Annotated in this window: 15 protein-coding genes; 7 read left to right on the top strand and 8 right to left on the bottom strand. The window is 65.8% G+C overall.

Annotated features, from left to right (window positions below; translation table 11 throughout):
* Nucleotides 1–7 precede the first annotated feature (7 nt).
* Complete coding sequence (locus V2B31_RS14985; RefSeq protein WP_328279908.1) at nucleotides 8–997, bottom strand: NADP-dependent oxidoreductase; 990 nt, start codon at nucleotides 995–997, stop codon at nucleotides 8–10.
* 157 nt (nucleotides 998–1,154) lie between these two features.
* Here V2B31_RS14985 and V2B31_RS14980 point away from each other — a divergent pair, with 157 nt between their 5' ends.
* Together V2B31_RS14980 and V2B31_RS14975 are read left to right on the top strand one after the other, a co-directional pair.
* Entirely contained in the window at nucleotides 1,155–3,425 is a 2,271-nt protein-coding gene (locus tag V2B31_RS14980; RefSeq protein WP_328279906.1) for a TonB-dependent receptor, read from the top strand.
* A gap of 88 nt (nucleotides 3,426–3,513) precedes the next feature.
* Nucleotides 3,514–4,026, top strand: a complete 513-nt coding sequence (locus tag V2B31_RS14975; RefSeq protein WP_328279904.1) for a nuclear transport factor 2 family protein — start codon at nucleotides 3,514–3,516, stop codon at nucleotides 4,024–4,026.
* A gap of 67 nt (nucleotides 4,027–4,093) precedes the next feature.
* Here V2B31_RS14975 and V2B31_RS14970 read toward each other — a convergent pair whose 3' ends face one another.
* Nucleotides 4,094–6,556, bottom strand: coding sequence for a TonB-dependent receptor (locus V2B31_RS14970; RefSeq protein WP_328279902.1), 2,463 nt, complete (start codon nucleotides 6,554–6,556; stop codon nucleotides 4,094–4,096).
* A gap of 221 nt (nucleotides 6,557–6,777) precedes the next feature.
* Here V2B31_RS14970 and V2B31_RS14965 point away from each other — a divergent pair, with 221 nt between their 5' ends.
* A complete protein-coding gene (locus tag V2B31_RS14965; RefSeq protein ID WP_328279900.1) occupies nucleotides 6,778–7,320 on the top strand; it encodes a nuclear transport factor 2 family protein in 543 nt (180 codons plus the stop codon).
* Nucleotides 7,321–7,342: 22 nt separating this feature from the next.
* On the opposite strand, the gene V2B31_RS14960 is transcribed toward V2B31_RS14965, so the two are convergent.
* Nucleotides 7,343–8,761: an aromatic ring-hydroxylating oxygenase subunit alpha gene (locus V2B31_RS14960; protein WP_328279899.1), complete on the bottom strand. Its 1,419-nt coding sequence runs from the start codon at nucleotides 8,759–8,761 to the stop codon at nucleotides 7,343–7,345.
* A gap of 86 nt (nucleotides 8,762–8,847) precedes the next feature.
* On the bottom strand, nucleotides 8,848–9,612 hold the full coding sequence (locus tag V2B31_RS14955; RefSeq protein WP_328279897.1) for an SDR family NAD(P)-dependent oxidoreductase: 765 nt from the start codon (nucleotides 9,610–9,612) through the stop codon (nucleotides 8,848–8,850).
* 92 nt (nucleotides 9,613–9,704) lie between these two features.
* Here V2B31_RS14955 and V2B31_RS14950 point away from each other — a divergent pair, with 92 nt between their 5' ends.
* The 4 genes from V2B31_RS14950 to V2B31_RS14935 are packed head-to-tail and all read left to right on the top strand — an operon-like array spanning nucleotide 9,705 to nucleotide 14,252.
* Nucleotides 9,705–10,958 carry an aromatic ring-hydroxylating oxygenase subunit alpha gene (locus V2B31_RS14950; protein WP_328279895.1) on the top strand — a complete coding sequence of 418 codons (1,254 nt, stop codon included), beginning with the start codon at nucleotides 9,705–9,707 and terminating at the stop codon, nucleotides 10,956–10,958.
* A 23-nt stretch (nucleotides 10,959–10,981) separates the two neighbouring features.
* Nucleotides 10,982–12,031 (top strand): NADP-dependent oxidoreductase, encoded by a 1,050-nt coding sequence (locus V2B31_RS14945; protein WP_328279893.1) that lies wholly within the window; start codon nucleotides 10,982–10,984, stop codon nucleotides 12,029–12,031.
* Nucleotides 12,028–13,206: an acyl-CoA dehydrogenase family protein gene (locus V2B31_RS14940; protein ID WP_328279891.1), complete on the top strand. Its 1,179-nt coding sequence runs from the start codon at nucleotides 12,028–12,030 to the stop codon at nucleotides 13,204–13,206. Before V2B31_RS14945 ends, V2B31_RS14940 begins: the two co-directional genes overlap by 4 nt.
* Nucleotides 13,155–14,252, top strand: coding sequence for a phosphotransferase family protein (locus tag V2B31_RS14935; RefSeq protein ID WP_422247930.1), 1,098 nt, complete (start codon nucleotides 13,155–13,157; stop codon nucleotides 14,250–14,252). The genes V2B31_RS14940 and V2B31_RS14935 overlap by 52 nt, the downstream gene beginning before the upstream one ends.
* Nucleotides 14,253–14,400: 148 nt before the next feature.
* On the opposite strand, the gene V2B31_RS14930 is transcribed toward V2B31_RS14935, so the two are convergent.
* The 4 genes from V2B31_RS14930 to V2B31_RS14915 all read right to left on the bottom strand — a co-directional run bounded on the left by V2B31_RS14930 (nucleotide 14,401) and on the right by V2B31_RS14915 (nucleotide 17,536).
* A complete protein-coding gene (locus V2B31_RS14930) occupies nucleotides 14,401–14,859 on the bottom strand; it encodes a VOC family protein (RefSeq protein WP_328279887.1) in 459 nt (152 codons plus the stop codon).
* A gap of 85 nt (nucleotides 14,860–14,944) precedes the next feature.
* Nucleotides 14,945–15,706 (bottom strand): SDR family NAD(P)-dependent oxidoreductase, encoded by a 762-nt coding sequence (locus V2B31_RS14925; protein ID WP_328279885.1) that lies wholly within the window; start codon nucleotides 15,704–15,706, stop codon nucleotides 14,945–14,947.
* 13 nt (nucleotides 15,707–15,719) lie between these two features.
* A complete protein-coding gene (locus V2B31_RS14920; RefSeq protein WP_328279883.1) occupies nucleotides 15,720–16,904 on the bottom strand; it encodes an acetyl-CoA C-acyltransferase in 1,185 nt (394 codons plus the stop codon).
* Nucleotides 16,905–16,951: 47 nt separating this feature from the next.
* Nucleotides 16,952–17,536, bottom strand: a complete 585-nt coding sequence (locus V2B31_RS14915) for a TetR/AcrR family transcriptional regulator (protein ID WP_328279881.1) — start codon at nucleotides 17,534–17,536, stop codon at nucleotides 16,952–16,954.
* Nucleotides 17,537–17,787: the final 251 nt, after the last annotated feature.

Here is a 17,787-nt window from a genome sequence, read left to right as displayed (position 1 = left end):
GACCGTGCTACACGCGCAGCAATTGCTTGCCCCGGTTCGCGCCGGTGAAGAGGCGGGCGAGCGCCGTGGGGGCGTTCTCGAAGCCCTCCACCACATCCTGTTGCGCGACGAGGCGGCCTGAGCGCAGCAGAGCGGCGAGGCGCGCGCGCATCTCGGGCCAGCGGGGCTGCTGATCCAGGATGATGAAGCCCTCCATCCGAGCGCGCCGCAGGATGAGGTTGAAATAATTACCCGGCCCGGCGATCTGCCCGCCCTGCTCGTAGCGGCTGATGCCGCCGCACAGCACCACCCGCGCGCCGATGGCGATGCGGCTAAGCATGGCGTCCAGGATCGGGCCGCCGACATTGTCGTAGATGATGTCGATCCCCTTGGGCACTTCGCGCTTGAGCGCGGCGGCGACATCGCCGGCCTTGTAATCGATGGCGGCGTCGAAGCCGGCCTGGTCGATCAGCCACGCGCATTTGGCCGGCCCGCCGGCGATGCCGATGACGCGCGCACCGGCGATCTTCGCCAATTGCCCTGCGATTGACCCCGTTGCGCCCGCCGCGCCGCTGACGACCACCGTGTCGCCGGGGGCCGGGCGGCCGATCGCGGTCATGCCATGCCAGGCGGTAAGGCCAGGGATGCCGAGCGGCCCCAGCATCGCTTCGGGCGGCAGGTCGGGCTCACAGGGATCATAGCCGGCGCCGTCGGTGACGATCCGGTCCCGCCAGCCGGTCATGCCCGTCACCATCGTGCCGACCGGCCAGCGCCCGCCCCGGCTTTCGATCACTTCGGCGACGCCCATCCCGCGCATGACCTCCCCAATGTCCATCGGCGCCACATAGCCGCCGAAATTTTCCATCCAGCCCTTCTGCGCCGGCTCGAACCCCAGCCAGCGCAGCGCCAGCAGCATCTCGCCCTCCCCCGGGACGGGATCGGGCGCGTCGACCAGCGCGAAGTCGCTGTCCGCGATCGCGCGCCCGATCGGGCGGTCCGCCAATTGCCATTGCCGCATGTCGGGCTCCTCCTGTGTCCCATTGTCCATAGTTTGTGCCGGAATCGAACCGACCTGTCTAAAGTCACAGGCAGAGAAAGGCCGCGTTTCGCGCAGACTGGCGCAGTCATGCAACGGCGTCACGGGAAGAGCGCCAGGCGTTGAGGGGAGAGCTGTCATGAACAGGAGCATTGCGTTCGCCACTACCATCTTGTCGTCGGGCTTCGCGCTGATCGGCGCGGTGCCGGCATATGCGCAGGAGAGCGCGCCGCAGGCCGCCGCCGAGCCGGTTGGGGCGGGCGAGATCATCGTCACTGCCCGCCGCCGCGAGGAACGGTTACAGGATACGCCGGTCGCCGTCACCGCCGTCAATGCCGCGATGCTGGAAAACAAGGCGGCGGTGAATATCGGCGACCTGACCGGTTCCGCGCCCAACCTGCTCATCACCAACCAGAATTCGGGCGCGGCCGCCGCCAACCTCGCGATCCGCGGCCTCACTTATGCCGACGTCGAGAAATCGGCCGAGCCGACCGTCGGCGTCGTGGTCGACGGCGTGTTCATCGGCACCAGCACGGGGCAATTCTTCGACTTTTTCGATATCGAGCAGATCGAAGTGCTGCGCGGGCCGCAGGGCACCTTGTTCGGGCGCAACACGATCGGCGGCGTCATCAACATCCGCCGATCGAAGCCGACCGGCGAGTTTGGCGGCAAGGTCGAGGTCTCCTATGGCCGGTTCAACACGCTGGCGACCCGCGCGGTCGTCAACGCGCCGCTGTCGAGCGACGGCAGCATCGGCGTCAAGGGCTTCTATTTCCACAATGAGAGCGACGGCTGGTACAGGCAGGCGCAGGATGGCAGCCGGCGCGGCTTTTCCAACAATGAGAATTTCGGCGGCGCGCTGCGCGTCGCGCCGGAGGGCAGCGGCTTCGAGGGCATCTTGACCGTCGAGAAGCAGGTGCAGAAATATGACCCGGTCGTGTCCAACCTGACCCGCACCGGCGAAGTATTCTGCGGCCTCATTCCGGCGGAACAGTGCAACCGCAACAGCACGACCGATCTCTACACCGTGTTCGGGCAGGCCAATGTCGGCCGCTATTCCGCGCCGTCCGCGACGCTGGAGATGAATTATGACGCCGGCGACGTGACGCTGACCTCGATCACCGGCTGGCGCAAGTCGAAGGAGAATCAGACGCAGGATTTCGACGCTTCGTCCACCGACCTCTATTATGTCCGCCGCTTGCAGGATTATGAGCAGTGGAGCCAAGAGTTCCGCGTCGCCGGCAAGCTCTCCGACAGTTTCGACTATGTGGTCGGGCTCTATTATTTCAAGTCGGACTATAGTCTGGCGCAATATAGCCGCGTGTTCGCTTTCTCGCCGACGATCGACCCGCTCGATTTCGACACCAATCCCCAGACGGTCAACGGCAAGACCCGGTCGATCGCGGCGTTCGGCGACTTCAACTGGGCGTTCGCCGACCGCTGGCGGCTGTCCTTCGGCGGGCGCTTCACGCGGGACAAGAAGTCGCTCGACAACAGCTTCGGCGGCAATCTGATCGGCGCGGGATCGGACTCGTTCAAGAAGTTCACGCCCAAGGTCGGCGTCGATTTCCGCCCGAACAACGAGACGATGATCTATGCGAGTTGGTCGCAGGGCTTCCGCTCGGGCGGTTTCTCGCCGCGCGCGGGCACGGCGGCGAGCGCCAGCCAGTCCTATCGCCCGGAAGTGGTCGACAGTTTCGAGGTCGGCAGCAAGCTGGAGCTGTTCGACCGCAAATTGCAGTTCAACGTCGCGGCCTTCTATTCCAAATATAAGAATCTCCAGCAGAACAACACGCTCAATTGCCCGAGCTGCGCCACCGGCAACGAGACGATCACGTCGAACGTCGGTTCGGCCAAGATCAAGGGGCTGGAATTCGACTTCACCGCCAAGCCGACCACGCAATTGACGATCACCGGATCGATGGGCCTGCTCGATTCCAAGTTCAAGGACTTCATCGTCGGCGGCATTTCGCCGGTGTCGGGTGCGGTCGTGCCCTATGACTATTCGCGCAACGACCTGATCTACAACCCCGACATGACGGCGTCGCTGGCGGCGGACTACACCGTTCCCACCAGCTTCGGCGAGGTCATCGCCAATGTGACCTATCGCTATATCGGGCGGTACGACCAGCAGATTTCGCTGGGGCCGATCACCGGCGATCTGACGAACGGGCCGATCATCGTCAACGGCAACGATCCGCGCGTGCGCACCGACAAGCAAGGGCTGGTGGATGCGAGCCTGTCGACCAACTTCACCTTGGGCGGGGCGGAAGCCAAGCTGACGATTTTCGGCCGCAACCTCGCCAACGACAGGGGGCCGACGCATGGCTTCACCGTGGGCGGGCTCTGGTCCTTCGGCACCGCCCGCGAGCCGCGCACCTATGGGGCGACCTTGGGGGTCAAATTCTGACCGCTCCTCCCCTGTTGGAGACTCCTCACCTGCGGCCGGGGCATGCCATGCCCCGGCCTCCTTGTTTCTACGCCATCGGAGATCCGCCATGACCGATAATGCCGACCTGCTGGAGAGGCTCGCCGCGCGGGCGGCGATCCACGACCTGGTGATGGCCTATTGCCGGGGGGTGGACCGGGCGGACCCTGCGCTGCTCGCCTCGATCTTCTGGGAGGATGGGGTGATGGACGCAGGGATGGGCCGCACCGGCGCGGCCGACTTTGCCGAGACGATCACCGCCTATTGCCGGAGCGCGATGGAGCATTGCTTCCACGCGGTCGCGAATGAGTGGGTCGAGGTGAAGGGCGACCGGGCGGTGGGCGAACATTATGTGATCGCGCAGGTGCGGGCGGGCGGGCAGGATGTGCTGACCGGCGGGCGCTATCTCGACCGTTATGAAAGGCGCGGGGGCGTGTGGAAGATCGCCGAGCGGACCTTCGTCGCCGACTGGACGATGGCGCAGCCGGCCGGCGCGCCGCTGGACGCCATGTACGAGGCCGGGCGCAACCGGGGCGGATGGGGTGCGGCCGATGCGGTCCATGCCCATTGGGCGAGCCTGTAGACAAGAAGGGCGCCGTTCCGGGGAGAAACCGGAGCGGCGCCCTTGCCTGCGACCCGACGGGCGGGGATCAGAAGCGGGTCGTGACCTGCGCCATGACGGTGCGCGGCAGCGTGCCGAAGCCGAGCTGATCGGCATGGGCGGGCACCGCGCCGCCCGACGCGCCGCCGGTCGACGGACCATCGACCACGCCGGTCACATAGAAGCGGTTGGTGAGATTCTTGCCGATGACCGCGAATTCCCAACGATCATCCTCCGACCCGATGCGGATGCCGGCGTCGAGCGTCGCATAGCGGCTCTGGCGGGAATCCGGGTTGCCGAAGCCCGAAGCGAGATAGGAGGAGGAATAGCGCAGGTCGGCGTTGAGGCCGATCTTGAGGCCATTGCCCATGCTGCTGTCATAGGATGCGCCGATCGTGCCGGTCCAGCGCGGCGCGACCGACAGCGGCTTGCCGCCGAGATCCTGGCGGACGCCGCCGCCCGGCAGCACGATGCTGCACCCTTCGGCAACGCTCTGCCCGGCATAGCAGGGCGCCTGCGGGAAATCCGTGTAGCGCGCCCGGTTGTAATTGATCGAGCCATGGAGGTTCAGCCCGTCCACATTGCGCGGCGCATATTCAAATTCCAGCTCCACGCCCTTGGTCCGGGCGTCGGCGGTCAGCGTCTGGAAGGCGAAGATGGGCGAGTTGAAGAAATCGACCTGAAGATCCTTGTAGAGATAGGAATAGACGCCGAGGTTGAGGCGCAGCTGGTTGTCGGCGAGCGTCGTCTTGATGCCGCCCTCGAAGCCGGCTGCGCGCTCGGGATCGAAGGTGAGATCGGCGAAGGGGTTGGTCGATAATTTGGAGTTGATGCCGCCATTGGAGAAGCCGCCCGATTTATAGGCAGTCTTGTAGGCGCCATAGACGAGGATGCCGCTGGTCGGTTTCCAGGTGAGCGAGACTTCGGGCGACCAGTTGTTGAAGGTCTGGTCGGCGGTCACGACGCCAAGCCCGTCGGGATCGTCCTGCGGCCGGAAGATCGCGGTCACCCCCGGATTATTATAGGGCTGGGTGAAATAGCTGTCCTTGGTTTCATGGGTGTAGCGCACGCCGGCCGCCAGTTCGAGCGTCGGCACGATCTTCCATGTCGCCTGGCCGAACAAGGCGATGGTCTCGCCATCGGTGAAGCTGGTCTTGCGGGTGGCGAGATACTGGTTCTCGGGGGCGGCGGCGCTGTTGACGAGGCCGGCGAGGATGATGAACTGGTCGAAGTCGCGCTTCGTCTTCTGGTAAAGACCGCCCACCATCAGATTGATCGGGCTGTCGAAGGTGGTGAGCGCGCGGAATTCCGACGAGAAAGCGTGGAAGGTGGAATTTTCCGAGGCCCAGTTGGACGCCGGGCTGGACTGGAAGTCGCAGGCGCAGGCCCACTGGTTGTTGTTCCAGTTATAGTTGGTGACCGATGTCAGCGTGACATCGTCCAGCTCATAATTGATGTTCGCGGTGACGGCCCAACTTTTGTAGCGATTATAAAGGTCGCCATCGTCGTTGATATAGGGGGTCGGTCCGGCGAAGGCGGCGGGCACGCGGTTCTGGTGCGTCACGAAATCGCGTTCGCAGCGATAGCCGGTCAGCTGGCTGGCGCCGCCATTAGGGCAATTATAGGCGACATAGTTCCAGCTATTATTGTTGGTCTTGTTATAGGTGCCCGATGCTTTCAGCGTCGCCGTCAGCCGGTCGGTCGGCTCCCATTTCAAGGTGATGCGGCCGAGCAGTTCGCGCTCTCCGGGCTGCTTCGTCGGCGCGGGATTGGCGACGGCGGAGCCGACCGCGCCGGTGGCGACGTCGAACGTGCCATAGTTGAAGGGCGCAGCGACGTTGCGATAATAGCCGCCCCACATTTTGGAGGCGCGCACCGCCACACGGACGCCGAGCGTATCGGTGAGCGGGCCGGAGCCGACCAGTTCGAGCTGCGCCTGCTCCGCCTTGAACTCATAGCCGGCGCGGGCCTTGAATTCGGGGGTGGAGGTCGGATCGGCGCTGGTCAGCGAAATGACGCCGGCGGTCGCATTCTTGCCGAAGAAGAGCGCCTGCGGGCCTTTCAATATCTCGACGCGGGCGAGGTCGAAGAAACCTTCGTTGATGATGCGGCCCTGCCCGTAATAGACGCCATCGACGACCACCGCGACCGACTGCTCGATGCCGATCGAGGTCGAGGAGGAGCCGATGCCGCGCAGGGTGAGCTGCGCGCCCGAGCCGTTGGAGGCGCGGCCGACATTGAGGTTGGGGGTGCGGGCGGCGATCTTTTCGATCGAGGTCAGATCCTGGCGCTGGACCAGTTCGGCGGAGATGGCGGTGACGGCGACGGGCACGTCCTGCACGCTTTCCTGCCGCTTGCGCGCAGTGACGACGATGTCCTGCAGGCCGCCGGCGCTTGCCTGATCGGCGGCGGCCTGCGGCGCAGCCTCCTGCGCGAGCGCGGGCATGGCCCAGGCGGCCGCGCCCGCCGCGATGCCGATGAGCAGATGATGCTTGGCTGTGTTCCGGGTCATCCGATGTCTCCCTTCGGCGCGTGGCCGGTTCATGGCTTATGGGGCGCGCTGTCCATGTCGCCCGGTTGCGGGGTTCGACATGCCGTTGCGGCAGGGCCGGGGCCTACTGGCAAAAGGCGCAGGTCGGGCGCGCAAGGCGGCCTGCCTGTCATTTGTCATAGTGGGTCGGGCGCGCGGGGCGCGGGACAAAAGGGGTGATCGATCGACGGGAGAGGATGGCCATGGACATGGAACGGGAGGTGCGCGACCTGGTGGCGCGACGGGAGATCGTGAAGGCGGTCCACGCCTATATGCGCGGGCAGGACCGGCTGGACCGCGACCTGCAACTGTCCGCCTTCCACGCCGACGCCGATGTCGATTGCGGGCTGCTGCGCGGCGGGCCGGAAGCCTATACCGACTTCGCACAAGGGTTCCTGGCCGACCTGCACGGCAGCCAGCATATCATCGGGCAGATCGACCTGGAGGTCGACATCGACGCGGGGACGGCGCGGGGCGAGGTCTATTTCTTCGCCTGGCACCGCACGCGGGACGAAGACGGCACTGAGAAAGACCTGCTGATGGCGGGCCGCTATGTCGACGATTATGCCTGCCGGGACGAGCGCTGGGCGATCCAGCGGCGGCGCGAGCTGATCGATTGGGCGCGGCACGATCCCGCGACCGATGCGATCCTGCGCGAGCAGGTGACGATCCATCTGGCCGGGCCGCGCGGGGCGGATTTCTCGCAGACGCGGGACTGGGCGACGGGGACGTCGGGGCGGGACTGATCCCCGCCCCAACCGCCTCGGCTCAAAGCTGGCCGTTCACATATTTCATCAGCGTGTTCTGGAACTGGCGGAGCTGGATTTCCTGATAATTCGCCAGCTCGACCCGGTTGTTGGGGCTGGATTTGAGGCCGATCTGAACGAAGGGCAGATTTTCCATATCCTGTTCGAACACGTCGCCCAATATGCCGAGTTCGGGCGCTTCGGTCCATTTCTGATCGACCGACAGGAATTTCATCTTGGGCGCGCGCGGCGGGGTTTCGCCCGGCGGCACGCGGGTGATGATGCGGACTTCCATCAGGCAATGGTCGACATCATGCCAGGGCCGCCAGCGATAGACGATATTGGGCTGGAAGCCGCCCCAGGGCGACCAGTTGGGAAAGACATTGTAGAGGATCGCGTCCATCATTTCCGCGTCCGACGCGAAGCTGACATCATGGCCGAACATCTTGGTGGTGGTGGCGCGCAGGCTTTCGCCCAGCGCCTCGCGCGCGGTCTTTCCTTCGGGCACCTTGACGTTATAGCCGCCCTCGGGCGCTGCCTCGCCCTCATAATTGTCGGACGAGCGGCCATTATATTTGACGAATTCGTCGACGATCCACTGCTGCGACTTGCCGGCGGGATCAATGTGCGGCGACATGGTGCCGAAGGGCGTCACCGTCAAATTCACATGGTCGCCATAGATGTTGTACATCGAATTGGCGTCGCCGGTGAAGGGCAAGAGCTGCGGGTGGGTGACGACGGTGTGCCAGCTTTCCATGAAAGCCTCCATCACCACTTTCCAGTTGGCTTTGCAGACCTTCCCCACCCAGATGGCGGTGGCGCACTCCTCATGGCGCCAGCGCTTGAAATGCTCCGGCATGGGGGCGAGAAATTCTTCGAGGGTCGGGCCGTCCTTCGCCTCGCGCAGGAAGACATAGCCGCCCCAGCGGCCGACGCTCACCTCGACAAGGTGCATCCCCTCGTCCTTGAGATGAGCGAAATCCCAGCGGCAGGGGATGGTCTTGACGGTGCCGTCATTATTCCAGGTGAAGCCGTGGAACGGGCATTGCAGCTGCGCCGACCAGCCATCCTGGGTCTTGAGCTGCCGGCCGCGGTGCAGGCAGACATTGTAGAAGCCCTTGATCGACCCGTCCTCCTGACGGACGAGCAGGAAGCTCTTGCCCGCATTGTCATAGACGACATGGTCGCCGGGTTCGGGCAGTTCCTCCTCGCGCGCGGCGAACTGCCAGATGCGCGGCCACATCTTCTCCTGCTCCAGCGCGAAGAAGGCGGGATCGGTGTAGCGGCTGGCGGGGATCGGCTCCGACCCCAGATTCTCATATTCGTCCTCATAGAGAAATTCGGGCACCGGGTTGGTGTCCGCCGCCATGAGATCGCGCACCGACGGGCCGGGGCAGCGGGCCAGGGGTTCGCCTTTGATGCGCGGATCGCTCTCGGCCATGTCTTTCTCTCTCCTGTGACGCGCCATGCTAGGCGCGTTCCCTGGTCGAATGACCTATAGATTGCATCAGGTCTGCCGTCAGCGGTTCATTGCGCGACCATGCCGCCATCGACGGTGAATTCGGCGCCGGTGATGTAGCGCGCTTCGTCCGAGGCGAGGAAGGCGACCATGTTGCCGATGTCCTCCGGTTCGCCCAGCCGGCCCATCGGGATGACGGAGACCAGATGGTCATAAACGTCCTTGTTATCCGCGATCGCGACCTTCTGCATGTCGGTCATAATCATGCCGGGGTGGATCGAATTGATGCGGATATTCTCCGCCGCGACTTCCAATGCGACGCTCTTGGTGAAGAGGCGCACGCCGCCCTTCGACGCGCCATAGGCGCCGCAGCCGGGCAGGCCGATGAGGCCGGCGACCGAGGAGAGGTTGATGATCGAGCCGCCGCCGCCCTGCGCGCGCATCTGCGCCATGGCCATGCGCGTGCCGAGGAACACGCTGTCGAGATTGACTGAAATCTGGCGGCGCCATTCGGCGGCGCTGATTTCGTTCATATGGCGCAGCACGGCGATGCCGGCATTGTTGACGAGGATGTCGATGCGACCGAACTGCGCGAGCACCGCGTCGCGCACCGCGTCCCACTGGGCTTCGTCGGTCACGTCCTGCGCCATGGCGGCGGCCTTGTGCCCGGCGGCGCGCAGATCGGCGGCGCGCGCCTCCACCGCCGCGCCGTCGAGGTCGGTGAGGAAGAGGCTGGCCCCCTGCGCCGCCATGATGCTAGCCGCCGCAAAGCCCAAGCCGCCGGCCGACGCCGCCCCCGTCACCAGCGCCACCTTGCCCGATAGGTCGATCATATCCGCCTCTCCGTCCGTTCGTTCAGGCGCGAAGCTAGGCGCGAGTGCGGCCGGGGCAAACTAGCCATATTCACAGAAAAATCGGCGCACCTATGACTGTCCAGAGTTCCGCCGGCCCGCGCAGGGCGATAGCCTGCCCGTCAAAGCAGGTCAGGGCAGAGGTGCATATGGGCTATCATGAGACGATCGGCGACGAAGCCGCCAAGATGCTCGACTATGTCGAGACCGGCACCACAGATAGCGCCGACGCGCCGATGGAGGTGCCGGCGTCCGCCTATACCGACGTCGCCCATTTCGAGCGGGAGATGGCGACGATCTTCCACCGCCTCCCGCTGCTCGCCGCGCTGACCGCCGAGATGCCCAACCCCGGCGATTACAAGGCGATGGACCTGATGGGCAAGCCCGTGCTCATCACGCGCCGCACCGACGGCAGCGTCGCGGCGATGCTGAATGTCTGCACCCATAGGGGCATGATCCTGACGCCCGAGGGGCATGGCAACAAGAAGCGCTTTTCCTGCCCCTATCATGCCTGGACCTTCGCCAATGACGGCAAGCTGATCGGCGTCGCCGAGCCGGGCAAGTTCGGCCCGGTGTGCAAGGAGGAACGGGGCCTCACCACCCTGCCCTGTGTCGAGGCCGGCGGGATCATCTGGGTCAGCCTGTCGCAGGACGCGGACATGGACATTGAGAGACATCTGGGCGGGATGCTGGACGACCTCAACGCCTATGATCTGGCGAACTGGCATTATTGCGGGTCGCGGCGCATCCATGGCGCGAACTGGAAGATCGCCTATGACGGCTATCTGGAAGGCTATCATTTTGCGGCCGCGCACCCGGAGACGATCCACCCGCGCACCTTCTCCAACATCATGCACTTCACCGCCTTCGGCCCCCATATGCGGGTCGGCTATCCGCAGGTGTCGATCAGGGAGAAGCTGAGCGCCGCGCCGCGCGAGCGCTGGGGGCATATCGAAAATTGCGGCTATGATTTCGTGCGGACGATCTTTCCCAACGTCTCGATCTTCTTCGCGCCGGAAATCACGCAGGTGGCGCAGCTCATCCCCGGCCCGACGCCCGACCGCAACACCACCAACCTGATGTTCATCCGGCGCGACCCGCCGCGCGACGCGGAGGATGCCGCTGCGATCGAGGGGATGATGGACTGGCTGAGCGATGTCGTGGACCGCGAGGATTATGGCGTGGGATTGCAGGTGCAGAAGGGGCTGGCGTCGGGCGCGCTCAGGTCGGTGATTTTCGGCAAGAATGAGCGCGGCAACCAATATTTCCACAAATATGTCGACTATCTGATCGCAGGCGACGCGAACGCACAGCCGCCCGTCCTTTGACCCTATTCGCGCAGGAAGATCCCATGAAAAACCGCCGCATCATTCTGGCCTCGCGCCCCCATGGCGTGCCGGTGCCCGCCAATTTCACTTTGGTCGAGGAAGAGGTCCGGCCGCTGGCCGAGGGAGAGGTACGCACCCGCAACCTCGTCTTCGCGATCGACCCGGCGATCCGGGGCCTGCTTGACGAAGGCGACGGCACCTATCTGCCGAGCGTGCCGCTGGGCGGCCTCATCCCCACCATGGTGCTGGGCGAGGTGACCGAATCGCGCAACCCCGCTTTCAGGGTCGGCGATTATGCGCGGGGCTTCATCGGCTGGGAGGAGCAGAGCATCATCGCCGCCGACAATTTCGCCTGCGAGAATGTGAAGATCGACCCCCGCGTGCCGCTCACCGCCTATATGGGCGCGCTCGGCTGGTCGGGGATCACGGCTTATGTGGGGCTGAAGCGCATCGGCGAGATGAAGGCGGGCGACACGGTCGTCGTCAGCGCCGCCGCTGGCGCGGTGGGCAGCGTCGCGGGGCAGGTCGCGCGGCTGTCGGGTTGTCGCGCAGTGGGGATCGCGTCGACCGAAAAGGTCGCCGAGGTGACGGGCGACCTGCGTTACGACGCGGCGGTCGACTACAGGACCGCCGATGACCTGGCGGCGGCGGTGCGGGAGGCATGTGGCGGCAAGGGCGCGGACATTTATTTCGACAATGTGGGCGGGCGCATCCTCGCCACGATGCTCATGAGCATGGCCGATTTCGGGCGCATCGTGGTGTGCGGCATGGTCGCCAACTATAACAACCAGAATGATCCTTACCCGATCCGCAACCTGTGGCAGGTGCTGGTCAACCGCATCACCATGCGCGGCTTCCTGGCCTATGAGCATCTCGACCTGCTGGAGGAGGCGCAGGGCCAGCTTGGCGCGTGGATCAAGTCGGGGGCGCTCAAGGCCACGGAGAATGTCGCGACCGGGATAGAGAGCACGCCCGATGCCTTCATCCGGCTGATGTCGGGGCAGACGCGGGGCAAGACGGTGGTGCGGCTGCATGAGGGCATTTCGACCCTGGCGGCGCTGGAGGTCGCATGAGCGGGATCGGCATGGAGCGGGCGCTGGAGATCGCGGACAAGGTGGAAGCCTTCGTCCGCGAAACCATCATCCCCTATGAGAAAGACCCGCGCATCGCGGTGCACGGCCATGGTCCGCCGGAAGTGCTGCTGACGGAGATGCGCGAGCAGGCGCGCGCGGCGGGCGTGCTGACGCCGCATATATTACCCGACGGCAGCCATTTGTCGCAGCGCGAGACGGCGGTGGTGCTGATCCGGTCCGGGCTCTCGCCGCTGGGGCCGCTCGCCTGCAACACCATGGCCCCGGACGAGGGCAATATGTATCTGCTGGGGAAGGTCGGGTCGCCCGAGCAGAAGGCGCGCTTCCTCAAGCCGCTGGTGGCGGGGGAGGCGCGGTCGGCCTTTTTCATGACCGAGCCGGCGGCCGAGGGCGGCGCTGGGTCCGACCCCTCGATGATGCAGACGACGTGCGTGGCTGACGGCAATCATTGGGTCGTCAACGGGCGCAAGGCGTTCATCACCGGCGCGCAGGGGGCGAAGGTCGGGATCGTCATGGCGAAATCGCAGGACGGCGCCTGCATGTTCCTGGTCGACCTGCCCGATCCCGCGATCCGTATCGAGCGGGTGCTGGACACGATCGACAGTTCGATGCCGGGCGGCCATTCCGTCGTCGCGATCGACAATCTGCGCGTGCCCGCCGACCAGATGCTGGGCGCGAGCGGGGAGGGGTTTCAATATGCGCAGGTGCGGCTGTCGCCCGCCCGCCTGTCCCACTGTATGCGCTGGCTGGGCGGGGCGATGCGAGCGCAGGAGATCGCCACCGCCTATGCCTGCAAGCGCCATGCTTTCGGCAAGCCGCTGGTGGATCATGAAGGCGTGGGCTTCATGCTGGCGGAGAATCTCATAGACCTGCGCCAGGCCGAACTGATGATCGACTGGTGCGCCGGGGTGCTCGACAGCGGGTCGCTCGGCACGGCGGAAAGCAGCATGGCGAAGGTTGCTGTGAGCGAGGCGCTGATGCGGATCGCCGACAAATGCGTGCAGGTGATGGGCGGCACCGGCGTTTCGGGCGACACGATCGTCGAGCAGATTTTCCGCGAGGTCCGCGCCTTCCGCATCTATGACGGGCCGACCGAGGTGCATAAATGGAGCCTCGCCAAGAAGATCAAGCGCGACTTCGCCAAGGCGCAGGCGTGACGACCGCGCAGGAGGCGAACAGCGGGACGACCGCTGTGCGCGCGGGCTATGCGCTGGATGAAGCGGCGCTTGCCGGATGGATGGCAGCTTATGTGCCGGGCTTTGCGGGGCCGCTTGCGATCGACCAGTTCAAGGGCGGTCAGTCCAACCCGACCTATCGGCTGCGGACGCCGGGCGCGGCCTATGTGCTGCGCCGCAAGCCGCCCGGTCCGATCCTGAAAGGCGCGCACGCGATCGAGCGCGAGGTGCAGGTCATCACCGCGCTGGAGGCGGCGGGGTTTCCGGTGCCGCACATCTACGGACTGTGCGAGGATGAGGACGTGATCGGCACGCCCTTCTACGTCATGGACATGGTCGAGGGGCGGGTGATCTGGGACGCGACCTTCCCCGATGTCGATCGGGCCGCGCGCGCCGCCCATTTCAACGCGATGAACGCGGCGATGGCGCAGCTGCACAGCGTCGATATCGCGCCGCTGGAGGGGTTCGGCAAGCCGGGCAATTATTTCGCGCGGCAGGTGAGCCGATGGTCGCGCCAATATCTGGAGGATGATCTGGCCGGGCGCGACCCGGACATGGACTGGCTGGTGGAATGGCTGCCGGCGAACATCCCGGCCGGCGATGAAAGCGCGGTGGTGCATGGCGACTTCCGCTGCGACAATATGATCTTTCATGCGCGAGAACCGCGCATCCTGGCGGTGCTGGACTGGGAATTGTCGACGCTGGGCCACCCGCTGGCGGACTTCAGCTATCATGCGATGATGTACCGGATGCCGCCGGATATCGTCGCGGGGCTTGCGGGCGCGGACCTGGCGGCGCTCGGCATTCCGTCGGAGGCGGACTATATCGCCACCTATTGCGAGCGGACGGGGCGATCGGGGATCGGCGACTGGCCCTTCTACATGGCGTTCAACTTCTTCCGGCTGGCGGCAATCTTCCACGGGATCAAGGGGCGGGTGCTGCGCGGCACGGCCTCCTCCGCCAATGCGCGCGAGCGGGCGGAGAATTTCCCCCGCCTCGCCAGTATTGCCCGGCAGAGTGTGGATTAAGGCGAACGCTGATCGAGGCCGATGGCTAAATGCAAAGATGATCCCAGGCAGGCCGGGGTCCAGAGCCCCACGCGCAGCGCTTTGCCTCCTGGGCCCCGGCCTTCGCCGGGGACCAAGAAACTATGGGCGGGTCATTGTTCGGTCTGCATCACTCGCCGAGCCACCCGTCGATGATGGGCTTCAAGTCCGTGGAGATCAGTTCCACCAGCAGCGCGCCGTCAGGGGAGGCAAGATAGGCGATGAGGCCGTAGCCGTCCTGCGGCGCGGCATTGGCGCCGCGCACCGTCCAGCCGGCCTCCGTCAGGCGCGCGGCTTCGGCGGGCAGATCGTCGACCCAGACGCCGATATGGCGCGCGCTTTCGGCGCGGGCGGTATCGTAGAACACCCCCTCCCCCTGCACCAGTTCGAGATGCAGCCTTTGCCCAAGCGAATAGGTGGCGCGCACGCGCAGGTCGCGCAGCCCCTCCTCCGGGGTCCAGAAGGCGAGCGGATCGAAATCGCGCACCGGGGCAAAGGTCAGGCCCAATGCCGCGCCATAGTCTGCGACCGCCCGGTCGATATCGGCGACGACGATGCCGTTGTGGTGAATGCGGGTGAGATCGATCATGGTGCCTCCTGCTGCTGTCCTGCTCCAGCCTGCGGCATTAGCCGATCGGGGGGCGCGGGAAAGCTGGCGGCTTTGTCAGGTCGGGTCAGCGCGGGGCCATGCGGATCGCACCGTCGAGGCGGATAACCTCCCCGTTCAGCATCGGATTGCGGATGATGCTTTCGACCAGCTGGGCATATTCGGCGGGCTTGCCGAGGCGGCTGGGATGCGGCACCTGCGCGCCGAGCGCGTCCTGCACATGCTGCGGGAAACCCTCCACCATCGGGGTGAGGAAAATGCCGGGCGCGATGGTCATGACGCGGATCTTGTGTGCGGCAAGATCGCGGGCGATGGGCAGGGTCATGCCGACCACGCCGCCCTTGGACGCGGCATAGGCCGCCTGGCCGATCTGCCCGTCATAGGCGGCAACCGAGGCGGTGTTGACGATGACGCCGCGCTCGCCGTCCATCTCTTCGAGCGCGGCGGCGCGGGCCGCGACCTTGGCGATCATGTTGAAGCTGCCGATCAGGTTGATCGAGATGGTCCGCGCGAAGCTGTCGAGCGGATGGGGGGCATTCTCCTTGCCCACCGTCCTGGTCGCCGGCGCGACCCCGGCGCAGTTGACGAGGATGCGGGCCACGCCGTTGAACGCTGCGGCACTGTCGAGCGCGGCGGTGACGCTCGCCTCGTCGGCGACGTTGACGGCGAAGGCGACAGCGCCGATGGCGTCGGCCACAGTGCGCGCCGCCTCTTCGTTGAGGTCGAAGATGGCGACCTTCGCGCCCTTCTCCGCGAGCATCGTCGCCGTTGCCTTGCCGAGGCCCGATGCGCCGCCGGTGACGATGGCGGAGAGTCCTTCAATCTCCATGTCGCTACCTCCCTTATGCCAGTTCGATCGCCATGGCGGTCGCTTCGCCGCCGCCGATGCAGAGGCTGGCGACGCCGCGCTTGCCGCCGCGCGCCTCCAGCGCACCGATCAGCGTTGCAAGGATGCGCGCGCCCGATGCGCCGATCGGATGGCCGAGCGCGGTCGCGCCGCCATGGACGTTGAGCCTGTCGCCCGGGATGCCGAGTTCGCGCGCGGCGATCATGGCGACGACGGCGAAGGCTTCGTTGACCTCGAACAGATCGACATCCTCGACCGACCAGCCGGCCCTCGCCAGCGCCTTGCGCATCGCAGGCACGGGGGCCGTCGTGAATTTGGCCGGTTCATGGGCGTGGGCGGCGGTGGCGACGACGGTGGCGACGACCGGCAGGCCGAGCTTCTCCGCGATGCTCCGCCTGGTCATCACCAGCGCCGCCGCGCCGTCCGAGATGGAGGAGGCGTTGGCGGCGGTGATGGTGCCGTCCTTCGCGAAAGCGGGTTTGAGCGAAGGGATCTTGTCGGGCTTGGCCTTGCCGGGCTGTTCGTCGGTGTCGATCAGCGTGTCGCCGCCCCGGCCGCTGACGGTCACCGGCGCGATTTCCTTGACGAAAGCGCCGGTGGCGATGGCGGCATTGGCGCGTTCGAGCGAGCGGATGGCATAGGCGTCCTGCTGCGCGCGGGTGAACTGATAGTCGCGCACGGCTTCCTCGGCGAAGACGCCCATCGCCTTGCCGGGTTCGTAGGCGTCCTCCAGCCCGTCCATCATCATCGTGTCGATGATCCGGTCATGGCCGATCCGCGCGCCGCTACGATGTTTGGGAAGGGCATAGGGGGCGTTGGTCATGCTCTCCATGCCGCCAGCGACGATGATGTCAGCCGCGCCGGCGCTAAGCGCCTCATGCGCCATGATCGCCGCCTGCATCCCTGATCCGCACATCTTGTTGACGGTCGTCGCTTCGGTATTGAGACCGAGGCCAGCGCCGATCGCCGCTTGGCGGGCGGGGGCTTGCCCCAAGCCGGCGGGCAGGACGCAGCCCATATAGATGCGGTCGACCGCGTCCGCCGAAACGCCGGCGCGCTCGACCGCCGCCTTGACCGCCGCCGCGCCGAGATCGGTGGCCTTGAGTGGCGAGAGCACGCCCTGAAAGCCGCCCATGGGCGTGCGGGCATAGCTGGCGATGACGACGGGATCGTGAGACATGGAGTCAATCCTTCAGGCGCGATGATGCGCGTGCATATGGGGGGCGATCAGCCGTGGCGGAAGAGGAGGACGATCTGCGCGGCGATCTGCGCGGGGGTGAGGCGACCGGGGCGATACCAGTCGGCGGCGGAGTTGAGCTGCGCCAGCAGGAGGTTGCGGTAGATGGAGCGGTCGATCTGCGGCGGCAGCGGAAGCAGATCGACCAGCGCGCGGAACATTCGCTCGAACCGGTCGCGACGGGCGATGAGCTGGGCGCGGACGGCTTCGGGCACTTCGCGGAAGTCGTTCATCATCGGGGTCGTCAGCGAATCGGGCGCGAGCTGGATGTCGAGCAGGGTGGCGCAGGCCGCTTCCAGCTTCGCCCAGGGGTCAGCCACGGCGTCGATGGCGGCGGCGATCCGCGCCTCCGCCGCGTCGAGCGCGGCGTTGTGCAATTCGATGAACAGCGCGTCCTTCGACTTGATATGATGGTAGAGCGATCCGCCCAGCACCCCCGCCTGCTCGCCGATGTCGCGCATGGAGGTGCCGCGATAGCCCTTGCGTGCGAAGAGGCGCGCGGCGATCTCCAATATCTCACGGCGGCGGGCGGACGCCTCTTCGGCCGGGGCGGGGGAGGACAGCGGGGAACTCATCGGCCCAAGCGGCTAGCATATCGGCCGGGGCGACGCCAACGGGCTGAAAGTTGGAACTCACCCATGCCTAGCAATCATATGTGGCGATTGGCGGCCAGTTTCATATGTGGCGTGGGAAGGCCGCCAGCCGACCAAGGCGGCGAGGAATGACGGAGTAAGAATGGTGGAACGCGAGCGGCTGACCCATTTGCAGCGACTGGAGGCCGAGAGCATCCATATCCTGCGCGAGGTGGTGGCCGAGGCTGACAAGC

The sequence above is a fragment of the Sphingobium sp. genome, from assembly GCF_036170395.1.
Taxonomy (GTDB): Bacteria; Pseudomonadota; Alphaproteobacteria; order Sphingomonadales; family Sphingomonadaceae; genus Sphingobium.
The sequence above is the reverse complement of the archived record's forward strand: the minus strand, read 5'-3'. Positions and strand labels throughout refer to the sequence as shown.

What these genes read in the sequence shown, in the direction of transcription:
- V2B31_RS14985 (WP_328279908.1), bottom strand. Translation starts at nt 997, where the DNA reads ATGCGGCAATGGCAATTGGCGGACCGCCCGATCGGGCGCGCGATCGCG.
- V2B31_RS14980 (WP_328279906.1), top strand. Translation starts at nt 1,155, where the DNA reads ATGAACAGGAGCATTGCGTTCGCCACTACCATCTTGTCGTCGGGCTTC.
- V2B31_RS14975 (WP_328279904.1), top strand. Translation starts at nt 3,514, where the DNA reads ATGACCGATAATGCCGACCTGCTGGAGAGGCTCGCCGCGCGGGCGGCG.
- V2B31_RS14970 (WP_328279902.1), bottom strand. Translation starts at nt 6,556, where the DNA reads ATGACCCGGAACACAGCCAAGCATCATCTGCTCATCGGCATCGCGGCG.
- V2B31_RS14965 (WP_328279900.1), top strand. Translation starts at nt 6,778, where the DNA reads ATGGACATGGAACGGGAGGTGCGCGACCTGGTGGCGCGACGGGAGATC.
- V2B31_RS14960 (WP_328279899.1), bottom strand. Translation starts at nt 8,761, where the DNA reads ATGGCCGAGAGCGATCCGCGCATCAAAGGCGAACCCCTGGCCCGCTGC.
- V2B31_RS14955 (WP_328279897.1), bottom strand. Translation starts at nt 9,612, where the DNA reads ATGATCGACCTATCGGGCAAGGTGGCGCTGGTGACGGGGGCGGCGTCG.
- V2B31_RS14950 (WP_328279895.1), top strand. Translation starts at nt 9,705, where the DNA reads ATGACTGTCCAGAGTTCCGCCGGCCCGCGCAGGGCGATAGCCTGCCCG.
- V2B31_RS14945 (WP_328279893.1), top strand. Translation starts at nt 10,982, where the DNA reads ATGAAAAACCGCCGCATCATTCTGGCCTCGCGCCCCCATGGCGTGCCG.
- V2B31_RS14940 (WP_328279891.1), top strand. Translation starts at nt 12,028, where the DNA reads ATGAGCGGGATCGGCATGGAGCGGGCGCTGGAGATCGCGGACAAGGTG.
- V2B31_RS14935 (WP_422247930.1), top strand. Translation starts at nt 13,155, where the DNA reads ATGGAGCCTCGCCAAGAAGATCAAGCGCGACTTCGCCAAGGCGCAGGC.
- V2B31_RS14930 (WP_328279887.1), bottom strand. Translation starts at nt 14,859, where the DNA reads ATGATCGATCTCACCCGCATTCACCACAACGGCATCGTCGTCGCCGAT.
- V2B31_RS14925 (WP_328279885.1), bottom strand. Translation starts at nt 15,706, where the DNA reads ATGGAGATTGAAGGACTCTCCGCCATCGTCACCGGCGGCGCATCGGGC.
- V2B31_RS14920 (WP_328279883.1), bottom strand. Translation starts at nt 16,904, where the DNA reads ATGTCTCACGATCCCGTCGTCATCGCCAGCTATGCCCGCACGCCCATG.
- V2B31_RS14915 (WP_328279881.1), bottom strand. Translation starts at nt 17,536, where the DNA reads ATGAGTTCCCCGCTGTCCTCCCCCGCCCCGGCCGAAGAGGCGTCCGCC.